Genomic DNA, 14,725 nt, shown 5'->3' with positions numbered 1-14,725 from the left:
AATGGTACTATGCAAAAAGTAAAACAATATCTTATCGCAGCAATCACATTTCTATGCACCATATTGTCAGCTGCAGCACAGCAAAGGCAGCATATCAGTTTTGATAACGATTGGAAATTTGCATTTGGTAATGCAGCTAATCCCGAAAAAGATTTTAACTACGGCTTACGTACCATTTTTTCAAAATCGGGTGCTGCACCGGGTACAGCAATTGAACTTCGTTTTAAAGACAGTGCATGGCGAACACTTGATCTGCCGCATGACTGGGCTGTGGAACTGCCTTTTTCTTATATCGATAATTTTGACCTGGAATCACACGGTTATAAACCTGTGGGCGGCCTGTTTCCGGCAACAAGCATTGGCTGGTACCGCAAACATTTTATGGTTGCCAAATCAGATTCGGGTCAGCGCTTTCAATTGCAGTTTGATGGTATTTTCCGTGATGCCAATATCTGGGTCAACGGTTTTTACCTGGGCAATAATAAAAGTGGTTACCTGGGAGTGAATTACGATATAACAGACTTTATTAACTATGACAAAGAAAACGTAATTGCTGTAAGAGTGGATGCTACTCAATATGAAGGCTGGTTTTACGAAGGCGCAGGTATCTACAGGCATGTGTGGCTGAATAAATATTCCAATACACATATTGTATCGGATGGCATTTTTGCTTACTCCACTGTTGCCAATAATAAAGCCACTGTAACTGTTGAAACCACGGTGGCTAACGAAACGGAAGCAACAAGTCAATATTCCATCAATACTTATTTAACCGACAGGGCCGGGAAAAAAGTAGGCACCGCAAAAGAGCAAACCATTACCGCAGCTACCAGCGAGGAAAAACTGGCGAAGCAAACTATTGCCATCAATGCACCAACTTTATGGTCGCTGGATAATCCTTACCTGTACAGGGTTGTAGTGGAAGTAAAACAAAACGGAAATATCATCGATACAAAAAAAATAAAGTTTGGTATACGTACTATCGAAATAAAGCCCAATGGCGTTTTCCTGAACGGTAATCATGTAAAGATACAGGGCACCAATAACCACCAGGACCATGCAGGAGTAGGCAGTGCACAACCTGATTACCTTCATTATTACAGGATTAATTTATTAAAGAACATGGGCGTTAATGCCTACCGCACCAGTCATAATGCGCCAACGCCTGAATTATTAGACGCATGTGATAGCTTAGGCATGTTGGTACTGGATGAGAACAGGTTGCTTAACAGTGGTACGGAGTATATGAATCAATTTGAGAAATTGATAAAAAGAGACAGGAGCCGGGCTTCTGTTTTTATCTGGAGCATCGGCAACGAAGAAGGATGGATTCATACGCAAACTAATGGTAAGAGAATTGCACAAACATTAATTGCAAAACAAAGATTATTAGATCCATCACGTACATGTACATACGCAGCTGATGTGGCAAATGTTTTTCGTGGTGTTAATGAAGTTATCCCGGTACGTGGTTTTAATTACCGCCAGTTTGCAGTGGAAGATTATCATAAAGATCATCCCGGTCAGCCCATATTGGGAACCGAAATGGGAAGTACAGTTACCACAAGGGGCATCCTGGAAAAAGATAGTATAAGAGCTTATTTACCTGACCAGGATATTACTGCCCCATGGTGGGCAAGTACTGCAGAAACATGGTGGAAACTGGCAGCACCCAACGATTACTGGCTCGGTGGTTTTGTATGGACGGGTTTTGATTACCGTGGTGAACCAACCCCGTATAAATGGCCTAATATCAATTCGCATTTTGGTATTATGGATATGTGCGGCTTTCCAAAAAATATTTATTACTATTATCAAAGCTGGTGGACAGATAAAGATGTGTTGCACATATCTCCGCATTGGAACTGGCGTGATAAGCGTGGCCAACCCATTGATGTTTGGGTAAACAGTAATGCAGATAATGTGGAATTGTTTTTAAATGGAAAAAGTTTAGGAAAAAAAGATATGCCACGCAACAGCCATTTAATGTGGACGGTGAATTACGAACCGGGCAAGTTAGAAGCCGTTGCATATAAAAAAGGGAAAAAACTTACCGCACAGGTGGAAACTACCGGGCAGCCAACTGAAGTGGTGGTTACACCGTACAAAACAACCGTGCTTGCCGATGGTAAAGATGCAACAATTATAAACATAAGTGTAGTAGATAAGGAAGGCCGTGAAGTGCCTGATGCAGATAATCTTATTAAATTTTATTTAAAAGGCGATGCCAGGATTATTGGCGTGGGCAATGGTGATCCCAGCAGCCACGAACCCGATAAATGTGTGGATGGCGCATGGCAAAGAACATTGTTCAATGGTAAATGCCAGGTGATTGTTCAGTCAGGTACAAAATCAGATGTGATAAAATTTGAAGCCAAAGCAACGGGTTTATATACTGGCTCAACTGATATTATTTCTGTAGCTCCTGAAAAAAATGAGGCTGTAAATATTGATAAAACTTACGAATTGAAAGGAGAAGCAGCTAAGCCAAGAACAACTGGCAAAATGTTAGGTGCTGATATTTCTTTTTTGCCACAACTGGAAGCAAGGGGAATAAAATTTTCTGACAAGGGTGTGGAAAAAGATGCGATACAAATTATAAAAGAACATGGTTTTAATTATGTACGCCTTCGCATTTTTAATGATCCTGCAAATGATAGTGGCTATTCTCCAAAAAAAGGATTTTGCGACCTGGAACATACCAAACAAATGGCGAAGCGAATAAAAGCAGCCGGCATGAAATTTTTGCTGGACTTTCATTACAGCGATTACTGGGCCGATCCTGGTAAACAATACAAACCTGCTGCATGGAAAGAGCTGTCATTTTCCGAATTGAAAAAAGCGCTTTTTGATTATACTAAAAAAGTAATGGAAGAATTAAAGGCACAGGGCACAACACCCGACATGGTACAGGTAGGTAACGAGATCAATCATGGCATTGTATGGCCCGATGGTAATGTGGCCAATATTGATGGTACTGCACAATTGATCAGTGCCGGTATTGCAGCAGTAAAATCTGTTGATGTAAATGTTGTGATCATGTTGCATGTGGCTTTAGGTGGACAGAATTACGAATCTGTAAATTTTATGGACAATATGATTGCAAGGGGAGTGTTATTTGATGTAATAGGCGAATCGTATTATCCCAAATGGCATGGCTCAGTAGATGACTTGCGTGATAATTTAAACGACTTGGTGCGCCGGTATAATAAAGATATTATTGTGGTAGAATATTCTGCACTTAAAAAAGAAGTGAACAAGATTGCTTTTGAATTGCCCAACGGAAAAGGAAAAGGCACTTGCATATGGGAACCACTAAGTACCTGGGAAAAAATATTTGATGCTGACGGTAAGTCTAATAGTTACCTGGCGGTATATGATGAACTAAGCAAGGAATTTATTTTGAATCAGTAGCGGCATGTTTACTGTCCCATTCCCGTTTTAACATGGCGTATTGAAATTCGCTACCCCAACTACCTTTAAAAAAAATATTTTCAATAAAATGTCCTTCTTCTCTAAAGCCAACACTTTTCAATAAGTTTATAGAAGCGGTATTTTCAGCATCCACAGTTTCTACAACCCTGTGAATATTAATTTCATTAAATAAAAAATCCAAAATGCCTGACAGTACTTCCCTGGCATAACCATTTTTCTGGCTCAGGTGCGAAATAGTAATTCCAATCTCAGCAATATCAGTGTTGTGTTCATCCAGCTTGATAGCACAATCACCCACCAGCTTTTTTGTTTCTTTATTTTCAATAGCATATTGCACCCATTCCCCTGCGTTTCCAAACTGTTTGTCTTTTTGTTCCTCTATAAATTGGCTGGCTTGTTCAATAGTCATTACGTCAAAACCCTGGTATTTTGTTACTTCCGGGTTGGAACGGTAGATATGAAAATCATTAAGGTCAGCCGGTTTCAGATTTCTTATGATGAGGCGTTCTGTTGTTATGTTTAATGTTTGCATTGTTTTACTGGTCATAAATTTTTAAGCTGCTAAATTAAGGTTTCGCAATTCTATTTTTTATAATTTTATTTCTATGGTAATTCAACAGGCTCTTTAGTTAAAACATAAAAGATGCCTTCTGAGGCGTTTAATTCCTTTTTTCAACTATGCATATTGTTGCTTAATTTAGTTGCCGGGCATCATCTCGTTCATAAAAAAGATACTTACACCAATAAACCTCCGGATAAATAATAATGCAATTACGGTATAGCATTTTAATAATAATTTTATCAGCCTGCGCCATCAGTTCCTGTAATCATCATCTTGCAGTAACTAATAAAGCAGCTTCCGGTAAAGATGGCTATACATTAGTGTGGGCAGATGAGTTTAATAAAAACGGCAGGCCTGATACCAGCAACTGGAATTATGAAAATGGTTTTGTTCGCAATGAAGAATTGCAATGGTATCAGCCTGAAAATGCAAATTGCAGCAATGGTTTTTTGGTGATTGAAGCAAAGAAGGAGCAGAAACCTAATCCACGTTATGCAGAAGGCACTAATGACTGGAGAAAGAAAAGACAAAACATCGACTACACTTCTTCCTGTATTTTAACCAGGGGTAAACAACAATGGCAATACGGCCGCTTTGAATTGCGTGCAAGAGTAGATATCAGCAAAGGTATGTGGCCTGCATGGTGGACGTTGGGCGTAGATAAAGGCTGGCCTGGTAACGGGGAGATTGATATTATGGAATATTATCGCGGTAAATTATTAGCCAACATCGCTTGCCTGGGTAATAATGGTAAAGCCCAATGGTACAGCAATACTTTTAAAACTGATTCATTGGGTGGCGCTGCATGGGCTAACCAATTTCATATATGGCGAATGGATTGGACAGAAGAATATATTGCTTTGTATTGTGATGATCAATTGCTGAATAAAACTAACCTGGATCTGTTGGTAAATAAAGATGGCAGCAATTTTAATCCGTTTAAACAACCACACTATATGCTGCTGAATTTAGCAATGGGTGGCATTAATGGCGGAGACCCATCGCAAACTTCTTTCCCTCAAAAATTTGAAGTGGATTACGTTAGAGTATATAAGAAGAATTAAACCTCAGCCAGGTAGAATTTTTCGATGAGAAAAATATTACTTTGTTAACCCGTTATCGTTTTCATCACTCTTTAACTTCGTACTCACAATACAGGTCATTTATAGAAGGTTTATTGGGCAGCTTATCCCATTCAGCAGCTTTTGCAATCCCCTCATCCATGCGGATGATCCTGTTCTGGCTCCTTTTTTTTAATTCGCTGTAAAGGTTTACTGCAGGCATTTGCCATCCCTTTCCAAAGTTCACCATCGGGTCTGATTTTTCTACGGGTATCATTACCACCAGTTCCTTATGGGTCATATTATTCAGGGCTTCAGCCAGGGTGGAGTTATGGCTTCCATGATGGCCCGTTTTATATAACACCGTATTCTTCATCAAAGTAAGCCAGTTAAAATCCGGTGGCATTTTTTTCCATTTTATTTCTTTCCAGGAACGCCAGTTGCCAGCCTGCGCATCTGCAGCAAACAATAAAACTTTCTTGGTCTTTACTATTTCAAATGCCAGCACAAGACTGCTGTTATTGGTAAAGCCATCCAGCCACAAAGCCAGTTGTTCTGCCTGGTTGATCCAGTCTGTCTGTATTTGCCGCCATTCGTCTTTGTTGTAAGCAGTTTCTACTATTTTATATTTATCAAAATTTGCCGGTGGGTCATAAAGTTCGTCAAATGGAAACGGGTCTTCATCATTTTCTTCATGTTCGCTACCAGTTATTTTTTTCATGGCCATTAGCAGTTTATCTGCGTTTGCACTATTAACTCCTAGTTTGTGGTCAAAAGTTTCATCTTTCCTGGGCTCTTTTTTATACAGGAATTCTTCTTCTTTAGGTGGGCCAAGTACATATACTTTTATAGCACCATTTGAAATACCAGGCAGGTTAAACACATCACCTGGTGAAAGATATTGCGGATCTTTTTTCCCCATTTGCTGCAAGGCCTCCCTGGCAAGAGCCGGCAACTCAGCAGGAAGCTTATTAGTTTTTGCGTTTACCCTGTCATTATTGCTAACGCCATAAAAACCGAGCATGCTCTTTACACGTTGTTTTATTTTATCATCAACATCATTATAAAAGCTTTTAGTCAGCTCCTTACTGATATGTCGTAAGCTGTTTAGATAATTATTGTAATCCTCACCTATTTTTCTACCTTTCTTATTATCGGGACTGGGATCATCTAACCAGGAGAGCCAGATTTGTTCTGGTTTTATAGATTTAAAAATACTGTTTGCATGTATAAACCCCGATAAGTGATCATTATGCTGGTGGGTGCCAACAATGATATCTAGTTTATGACCTTCTACCTGTTTTTTGATATCTGCTGCAATTTCTTTCAATCGTGCTATCGAACTATTATTATTCCAGTAAGAGCCACAGTCGATCAATACATGCGTTATTTCATTGTCGTTTTTAAAACGCAGCAGAAAACAATCGCCCAGTTCGCCGATGCGGTACATTTTAATATTTACAGATATTGCCATTTTGTATTCTTTTTAATGTTAGTGGAGGTGAAGGTTTTGGAAATTCAATGTAAAACTATCCCGGGGATCATCATAACTCGATATGGGCATCGTGGTACTGGCACCTATACCTAGCTGGTAGTCGGCCTGCCTCAGCAGTCTTTTATCTTTATCAAATCTTTTCCGGATGATATATTCAACATTCATTTCATTATTCAATAAGTTTACTACCATAGTACAGCCACTCCTGAATTTAAAACCTTTGTATTCACCATTTTCAACCCGGTGTGTTTGTGTAAGGCTGATGATCACCTGTTCCAGTTGCCTGTTTTCTCTACCCAGGCGAAATGCATGTTTTACATTATGCACTTCTATCTTAGGGCTTGCAGCAAATTCAAGTTTTTCGCCATTATAAATTATGCTGTAGGGCTTACTGTTTTTTTCAATTCCTATTTTGTTTAAAAATAAATCCCAATCTTTTTTAGTTAGCTTGCTGGCAGCCCATTGCTTTCGTGCTGCAACAACAGGGCTAACCAGTAATTGATGAAGTCTTCGTTGCAATTCTTTATATTCTACAGCTATCTCTTGACGATCTGTGAGACGGCTTATTTTACGTACATCTTCTTTTATAAATTCGATCATCAGGTTAGTCGCTTTATCCTTCCTGTCCTGAAATTCCGGAGCTGACCAAAGTAAACTTCGTTCTGATAAAGTTTTTTTTCTTTCCGGAAAAATACCCCATGCTCTGAAAGCATCTATCAGTGCTACCCTATAGCCATTATTGTCCTCAGGACTCAGATCGGTGTCTGCTGTTATCAATGCCTGCAGGTAATCCCCAAACGTTATATCAATAGGCGGACAGTAATCTATTGCCCTGATACAGATGGAAAGCAGGTGCAATGAAATATCAGATGCTTCAGCAGCAAGTCTTTTTACCAGGTCAGGATGGATAGACCCTTGTGGCAAAATACCCGAGCCCTGTGTTGCTATACGCAACAGATCCTGTACCCGGAAATTATAAAGTCGCATAAAAGCTTCAAAAATAGTAGCTACCAGGATTGCCCCACGGTCATGAGCTTCAAAAGTATTTTGATAGGCAGCAGGATTTGGATCTGTCTTTTTCCACTTGCCTGTTTTTTTATCGTAGCCTCCAATTGCACTCCGCAAAGCGCCTCTGCCTGTTTCCAATGCCTGTCCAAATTGGGTAGCCAATTCACCCATTACACTATATTCATCCAGCCGCCCCCTGGTCTGTTGTATCTGGTGTTCAAGTAAAGGAGTGTTACCAAAGCGCTGCAGCAACGCAACAATATCGGCAAAGGCTTCATGAAAAGCAGGCACATCCGGGTTGGTATTTTCCATGTACCTTGGATGCATACTATCAAGGATAGCATGCGTAGTTTCATGTGCTACAATATCCGGCGATAAACAGGTAAATACAGCACCTCCGGGAAAATTGGAACCCTGAATCGTATTTGCCGCCTGGAAATAGCCAAAAAGCAATGCTACTTTTTCGGAAGTGTAAAATGCATTCGCATCCATCATTGCATGAGGGTATACCCTTAGTTTGTGTACATATTCTTGTGTTTCATCTGATTTTCCATTTTTCCATTTGAGACTGGAACGCCAGATGATTTTTCTGCCTAATGCCTTTTCAAAATTTTCAATGGTTTGCATAATAATAGCGTATACAAACTGTTGATGAAATTTTGCTTCCCCTTCACTGGGTTTTAAGCCATTTATTGCCAGCACTTCTTTTGAATCAAGTACCACGGGATCGTAAAAGCAAAAATTGACCGGATCAAAGTCAATCACTTCAATGTATTCGCCAATTGGGCCAGGTTGCAGATCTTCCCATTTTATTTTATAAATAGATTCGTTTATGATCATTGTATCAAGCCGGGTGGAAAAGCCCGGGTCAATGGTATAGCCTCTCAGGCAACGGTAGCGGGGTTTTGTCATACAAAAAAATTATTGTAACTAGATAATGAGTTTTTATTTCGATCAGGGAAGGTTTAAAAATTTTCTTGGGTTAACTCTTGCTATCTGATCAAAGTCATCAACCTCTAATCCACCCATCATATCTGCCAGCATATTCTTATCGCTTTTATGATTACGCACCACAAAAAAATCGGTTCCGTACAGCACTTTTTCTCTCAGGTTTTTATTTTGCAATGTTTGTTTAAGCAGCGGTAAAATAGCCGCATCATCATGCAGGATATAACTGATGTCTGCATATACATTTTTATGCTGCAGCATCATACTGCTGATGATAGAATACCAGTCGGTGTATTTCCAGAGTTGTTCAGGTTTACCTAATGAGCGTTTAGTGGTTGATTGTCCGTTTTTAAGTAAGAAAAGAAAATCGATTCCAAAATCCGGCCTTGCTGCCAATTGAGCACTGTGATTGAACCGGTCTTTTTCAAAATAACGAAACCATTCATCTCCGCCACCATAGTGGCCCAAATATATTTTCAGGTTTTCTAAACATGAGGTAACAGTAGCAGCAGTGGTACCGTCGGCAGGTGTAAATCCAAAAAGGTCTTGCAGTTTTTTCTTTGTGATATCGTCAGCTTCTGAATAAGCGATCTCTGCAGCTTTTACAAAGAATTCCTTTTTAAGTAAGCAGAGAAAATTCATAGGATGCGTAAAGTTGGCGGTAAACTCATCATTCTTTATTTGCGGCAACAGCAGATTTGTAAAGTCAGCTGCTGTTACTACAGCGCCAGGTGAAACAGGTTGTATTAATTCCTGGAAGACAGGATGATAGTCCCAATCCCGTTTTTTATTGCCACGATAGTACATCGGGCCTCTTACACAATGAGTAAGTATGGGCAGGCCTTCCTGTTCAGCATATTTCCATAGTGGTAACAGCAAGGGGTGAAAAGGATAATAACCCAAAGCAGGGTAGATTTTAAATCCGCTGAATTTAACCAACCGAAGTTCCTCACCTTTTTTAGTTTTTATTTTTAAAGTATGCCCTTCAATATAATCTTTGATGAAACATTTTTCAAGTACCACTTTTCCATTTACCACAGTATAATCAAAATAATCTTTGCCTTCTTTTTCAATTCTGCGTGGGTCTGCAAAAACAAAAGGATAGATGTTGTCTTTTTTTGCTTTTAGTTCAGCTAATTCCTGCATCTGCTCCCTATAGGTTTTTGCTGGTTTACATGCTTCCATAAATTCCATGTCCATGGGAAGAATTACAAAACCCGTGGTATCGGGATATTGCCCTTCCAGGTCTCCTAATGTACTGCCTTGTGTTGTATGAAAAGCAAAACGCCCAATAGTAAGGTACCGCTCAAAAAGTTCTTTTGTTTTTTTGCCAGGTATTTTTTTCAGTACCGAAATGGTCATTTTTGCAAAAGCCCAAAGGAGGTTGCGACCAGACTTGTAAAATAACACCACCAGGGAAAGAAAGATAACCTGTACCCATAACTCTTTTCTGTCTAACAAAAGGAATATGCGGTGTAAAAAATCATGCAAACTTTGCAAGAGCTTTATAAACCAGCCCGGGTTTTCAGGCACAGAAAATATCCAGTGGCAAAGTATATCCAGCGATTGCAGCGTGAGGTAGATACCAACGATGTTATATAAAATGTATACAACAATAGTTTTTTTAAACTTTCTTTCCCGCTCAAGTTTGTTTCGGGCCTTTAAATTGTCAGCCCCATCAAATCTCTCTGTATCCGATTTCTTGTAATACTTTCTAAAAAAATAAAAGACCCACTTAAAATTAACCAGGTAGTATAGTGGCCATGCTATGATCGATCTGCCCAGCAAAGGCGCCACATGATCACCTGTAAAAATATGCGTATGGCAATTGATGATAGGTGGTTTTATTTTTTCGGTTGCAATACTATTGTCGTTCGTTAATTCGCTCATATTTAAAAGTTAGGTTGATTAATGTAACAGGTTTTTTTAGGGCGTGGTTATTTTCCGGGCTTCACGCCGCTTCGTCTTACATTCACCAGTTTATTCAGCATATCAAACCAGAACGGTGCGCCCATGGAAATACAGCCGGCACCAATGAGCCAACCTGCCAGCATCAGCAAAAAATTAATTATAGCACTGCTGCCTTTTTTACCTGTTATCTCCTTACAAAACGTGTTGCTCTTCCAGCCCAATGGTAAACCTGTAGTGTCTAAACTGCTGGTGAGTGATTGTATAGCAGCAATATTTTTTTGAGTATAATTTTTTGCCAGTGCCGCCATTACAGAATCTCTTTCGTTTTCAATACTCTTTTTTTCTTCGCCTTTAGCACTGTCTATCCTTGCTTTAAAGGCTGCAGTTTTATCGGCATTTTCTTTTTCAAAGGTGGTGGTATAAAACTGTGTAATGGGTTTAGAATTGTCTACCACAGTTTCCGACATTGCTACCATACTGTTGCGTAACTTCCCGTCGCTATAAATAATTTTGGCCAGTTTAATAACATTGATATTAAAGATCAGTGTTATTGCCACAGCTATAAGCCGCACAGATACTACGGTATGCGATTCGTACCAACCTGTTACACGATGCATATAATTATTAAACCAGTCTTCTATCTTTTTTTGCAACTCCTGAACATTTGCGGATGTATCCGCCAGGTTTTTTAATACCTTATATAAATCGCCGTTGCTGTTTACAAATGATTGCAGCCCGGCCTGGAAGTCAGTAAATAATACGCCTGCTTTGGTTGGAGCTTTTTGAGCAACCAGGTCCATTATGGCCAGGGCAAAATTGGCTGCCGGTATATAATTAGGCAAGCGGTTTAAATTTTTCTGCAGGCTTTTAATTTCTGCATGACCATAAAAATCATCGGTATTGGTAGTGGCAGGTTTACCCGCCGGTACAGGCTTCATTAATTTCATACGGCCTTCCAATACAAAACCATCCATTAATTGCGACATTGATTTCCACAGCATCTTACCTCTGTACTTCATATTCACAGCTATCAACTCCTGTATTACATAGGTGATGATGCTGAAAATAAAAAAAATAAGCACTAAGGAGATACCGGTTTCCAGGAAAGTGTTCATAAAAAATTAGTTAATGGTTAATAATTATTTTAAAAGAAGAGTACACTTCATCATCAGCTGAATCAAACAACATGAAATAGTGGCAAGAGGTAGAAATTTTCAGATGGGTAGTAGAGTGGGAGAGCCGGAACTATCCCTGTAATTTCTAAAGATTGACATTTTTTTTGATTTGTGCAACCGTAGAAACACGGTATTTTTCTGGTGTTTTGCGTTAAACACGTAAGTTGTTATTATTGGCAAGCGGCTTTTAATTTGTAATCGATATGTTTGAACGAGGTGTATGGTATTTGATTACAATGCCAATGTAATTACGGTAAAAGAAAAAAGCTAAAAGGGGAATACTAATAAACCTACGGCCTGGTTAAAATAATACCATAAAATTTCAAATGTCTTACCATAATAACTCCAATATTTAAATGCAAAACAGGGGATAATACCTGTACACTGTAAAAATATATTTGCTATTTTGCAATAGAAATAACTCTTTTCTTGAGCCCAAACCCCGGACAACCTGCTCGTGATAAAATAAACGCTGAACTGATTCGGTGGGGCTGCGGCTGGCTAAGTCAAAACAAAAATCAGGTCAATTTAAATGGAGCTCCAAACCAATACGGACCCTGCAGATGATTGTACTGTTTACAGGTGAAAAGCCTGTTGGTATTGGTAAAACAAAAAAGAAGCAGAAAGGTATCGTCTTTATATACACGAAAATAGTAGCAGGTGTAACCATTGTTTGGCGATAAAACGGATGAAATTTTTGATGAATTAAATCAGGTGCTTGCAGCTTACCCCTTACTGGAAATACAGTGAAAACACCGTTGTAAATCTGAAAAAACAAAACGATATTTCAGAGCTGTTATTAAGATAGCTGTGTAATTATCAGTAAACCTAAACCAAATTATTATGGAAAAGTTCGCTTCAAAAAAAGGGGTAAGTGTATATGCATACAAAGGAGATGCTATGACACTTTTGGCTTTTGACCTGGATAAAAGCCTTAAAGAAAATTTCGCAGGATTTACAATTAAAGGAAATGCCAATGGCAGGCCTTTTAATGTTTACAATCAGATGAAGTTTAAAAAAGAAATCAAACTGCATAAAAAGCCTGATTTTCCAAACCAGGTTCTTGCATCAGAGTTTTCGCCTATTCAAAAATTCAGGTGGATACATGTACCATCAACCATCGAGCATGTAGAGGATATTTATTACGGCGATTATACTTATGAGGTAACTCCCCGTTATCTTGTAAACGGAAAGCTATTGGCACCTGACCCAAAAGCCACCGTAAGCGTTACCATTGATGTAAGCCCGTTTAAAGACGGCGATATACAGGTGGGCTTTACAAGGTCTTTTATTTCTTCGCAGGCATTTGCCATACGCTTTGGTAATAAATTAAACCTGCGTCCCAATGCCACAGACCTCACTTTTGATATTGAGCAGGAAGCCGGCGTAGTTAAACGAATGAACTTTGCTACCGGCCAAAAAGAAGATGTTTCATTTTCTTACAAAGAAATTCATGAATACCTTGGCTGGCAAACCAGGCAAAGAATAGTTGAATTTCTTAAAGAAGTTATCGACGACAAAACCATAAAGATTGATGTTTTTGCCTATGATTTAAATGAGCCTTTTATTGTAGAAAAGTTGTTGCAACTTGCAAAAGAGGGCAGGGCAAAAATTATACTGGATAACTATCCCGATCATAAAAAAGACGGCTCTTACGAGAATAAATTTGAAGATGCTTTCAGGGCTGTAGCAACCGGTGACAGCGATATTTACAGGGGACACTTTACAAGCCAGGCACATTCTAAAATATTTATACAAAGAAAAAATAATGCCGCAGCAAAAGCTGTTAAAGTGTTAACAGGTTCAACAAATTTTGCAACCAACGGCCTCTATGTAAATGCTAACCATGTTGTTATTTTCAATAATCCAACAGTGGCGCAAAAATATGCCGATGTATTTGATGCTTCTTTTGGCGATGCTAATATGGGAACGTTTAAAAACTCGGCACTTGCAGCTGCTGATTATGTAGTTAATCAAACGGGATTGCCGGATATGACCATCAGGTTTTCGCCTCATAAAGCAAAAACGGTAGATACTTTTTTTAAAGCTATTAATGAGAAAATTTTAAATGCCGAAAGCGATGTTTTGTTTGCGGTAATGAAAGACGATAGCAAGAGTGGCATTTTAGATGCCTTGAAGGAACAGGTAAAATCAAGTACAATATTTACAGCAGGAATTACCGATGTGAGAGAAGGGATGCAGCTTTACAAACCGGGGCGTAAAACAGGTATCCGTATATCGGGATTGAATATTGCCACAAAGCTACGGCCTCCATTTAAAGACATTATTAAAGTGCCGGGCCTTGGGCATAGTATTCACCATAAATTTGTGGTAGTTGATTTTAAAGGGGCCGACCCTGTTGTGTATTGCGGCAGCAGTAACCTTGCCTATACTCCCGAGCAGAATAATGGCGATAATTTAATTGAAATAAGAGATAAGGATGTGGTAACTGCATTTGCCATTGAAGCCTTCAGGCTGATTGATCATTTTCATTGGTTAAATAAACTGGTAGATGAAGATGCAACAGAAGAAGAAATGAATTTGTATGATAATACTGAAAAAATAAAATGGTATGCCAAGTATTATAATCCAAAAGATTTAAAATACCTGGAAAGGCAACTGTTTATGAAATAAATTACCTGCAAAAAATAAGGGATATATCTACCGGCGAGGGGTGTAGCTATATTTTGTAGCTGCACAAGGTAACTTTATTAAAAAAGAACAACAGTGATGGTACTACAGCAGTCTTTGATATTATTTATGTAAAAGAAACACCAATAATGTACTTGCAATACAGGGATCACAAATGCCGGTGCCTGGTATAGGGGTTTCCGGCTTATTGGCTAAAATTTTACCGGACAGTGTTGAGCGTAAATAATAAAACTGGTTGCTTTTATGCCTGTGTTTAAGGCAGCAAATCATTTGTAAAAGGAATTTGCTGTGATTTATGTAGAATAAATGTTTGGTCTGAAACGTTAATCTGGCTATATTTGCAGCCCGAATTAATAATGGCTGCGTAGCTCAACTGAATAGAGCATCTGACTACGGATCAGAAGGTTTTAGGTTTGAATCCTAACGCGGTCACACAAAAAAAAAGAGATTATCTAACCGGTAATCTCTTTTTTTTTGG

Annotated in this window: 8 protein-coding genes and 1 tRNA gene; 4 read left to right on the top strand and 5 right to left on the bottom strand. The window is 38.9% G+C overall.

Annotated features, from left to right (window positions below; genetic code table 11):
- The first annotated feature begins 9 nt into the window (after positions 1 to 9).
- A complete protein-coding gene (gene galA / locus ACQ334_RS15380; protein ID WP_430989128.1) occupies positions 10 to 3,414 on the top strand; it encodes a beta-galactosidase GalA in 3,405 nt (1,134 codons plus the stop codon).
- Here the strand turns inward: galA and ACQ334_RS15375 are convergent.
- Positions 3,398 to 3,982, bottom strand: a complete 585-nt coding sequence (locus ACQ334_RS15375) for a GNAT family N-acetyltransferase (protein ID WP_430989127.1) — start codon at positions 3,980 to 3,982, stop codon at positions 3,398 to 3,400. The genes galA and ACQ334_RS15375 overlap by 17 nt on opposite strands.
- Before the next feature lie 218 nt (positions 3,983 to 4,200).
- Between ACQ334_RS15375 and ACQ334_RS15370 the strand changes: the two genes are divergently transcribed.
- Positions 4,201 to 5,061, top strand: a complete 861-nt coding sequence (locus ACQ334_RS15370; RefSeq protein ID WP_430989126.1) for a glycoside hydrolase family 16 protein — start codon at positions 4,201 to 4,203, stop codon at positions 5,059 to 5,061.
- A gap of 64 nt (positions 5,062 to 5,125) precedes the next feature.
- Here the strand turns inward: ACQ334_RS15370 and ACQ334_RS15365 are convergent, their stop codons facing one another.
- Genes ACQ334_RS15365 through ACQ334_RS15350 form a run of 4 tightly spaced genes read right to left on the bottom strand, consistent with a single transcriptional unit; the run spans position 5,126 to position 11,535 of the window.
- Positions 5,126 to 6,532, bottom strand: coding sequence for a hypothetical protein (locus ACQ334_RS15365; protein WP_430989125.1), 1,407 nt, complete (start codon positions 6,530 to 6,532; stop codon positions 5,126 to 5,128).
- Between the two features lie 18 nt (positions 6,533 to 6,550).
- Positions 6,551 to 8,473 carry a hypothetical protein gene (locus tag ACQ334_RS15360; protein ID WP_430989124.1) on the bottom strand — a complete coding sequence of 641 codons (1,923 nt, stop codon included), beginning with the start codon at positions 8,471 to 8,473 and terminating at the stop codon, positions 6,551 to 6,553.
- Between the two features lie 42 nt (positions 8,474 to 8,515).
- Complete coding sequence (locus ACQ334_RS15355; RefSeq protein ID WP_430989123.1) at positions 8,516 to 10,399, bottom strand: hypothetical protein; 1,884 nt, start codon at positions 10,397 to 10,399, stop codon at positions 8,516 to 8,518.
- A gap of 47 nt (positions 10,400 to 10,446) precedes the next feature.
- Complete coding sequence (locus ACQ334_RS15350) at positions 10,447 to 11,535, bottom strand: hypothetical protein (RefSeq protein WP_430989122.1); 1,089 nt, start codon at positions 11,533 to 11,535, stop codon at positions 10,447 to 10,449.
- Between the two features lie 903 nt (positions 11,536 to 12,438).
- Here ACQ334_RS15350 and ACQ334_RS15345 point away from each other — a divergent pair.
- Together ACQ334_RS15345 and ACQ334_RS15340 are read left to right on the top strand one after the other, a co-directional pair.
- Positions 12,439 to 14,229, top strand: coding sequence for a phospholipase D-like domain-containing protein (locus tag ACQ334_RS15345; RefSeq protein WP_430989121.1), 1,791 nt, complete (start codon positions 12,439 to 12,441; stop codon positions 14,227 to 14,229).
- 376 nt (positions 14,230 to 14,605) lie between these two features.
- Positions 14,606 to 14,679, top strand: a tRNA-Arg gene (locus ACQ334_RS15340).
- Positions 14,680 to 14,725: the final 46 nt, after the last annotated feature.

The organism is Ferruginibacter sp. SUN106 (genome assembly GCF_050611765.1).
Taxonomy (GTDB): domain Bacteria; phylum Bacteroidota; class Bacteroidia; order Chitinophagales; family Chitinophagaceae; genus Ferruginibacter.
This window is presented reverse-complemented; position numbering and strand designations above follow the sequence as displayed.

Excerpts from the sequence above, each read along its gene's own strand:
- ACQ334_RS15375 (WP_430989127.1), bottom strand. The coding sequence starts at position 3,982 with ATGACCAGTAAAACAATGCAAACATTAAACATAACAACAGAACGCCTC.
- ACQ334_RS15365 (WP_430989125.1), bottom strand. The coding sequence starts at position 6,532 with ATGGCAATATCTGTAAATATTAAAATGTACCGCATCGGCGAACTGGGC.
- galA (WP_430989128.1), top strand. The coding sequence starts at position 10 with ATGCAAAAAGTAAAACAATATCTTATCGCAGCAATCACATTTCTATGC.
- ACQ334_RS15345 (WP_430989121.1), top strand. The coding sequence starts at position 12,439 with ATGGAAAAGTTCGCTTCAAAAAAAGGGGTAAGTGTATATGCATACAAA.
- ACQ334_RS15355 (WP_430989123.1), bottom strand. The coding sequence starts at position 10,399 with ATGAGCGAATTAACGAACGACAATAGTATTGCAACCGAAAAAATAAAA.
- ACQ334_RS15360 (WP_430989124.1), bottom strand. The coding sequence starts at position 8,473 with ATGACAAAACCCCGCTACCGTTGCCTGAGAGGCTATACCATTGACCCG.
- ACQ334_RS15370 (WP_430989126.1), top strand. The coding sequence starts at position 4,201 with ATGCAATTACGGTATAGCATTTTAATAATAATTTTATCAGCCTGCGCC.
- ACQ334_RS15350 (WP_430989122.1), bottom strand. The coding sequence starts at position 11,535 with ATGAACACTTTCCTGGAAACCGGTATCTCCTTAGTGCTTATTTTTTTT.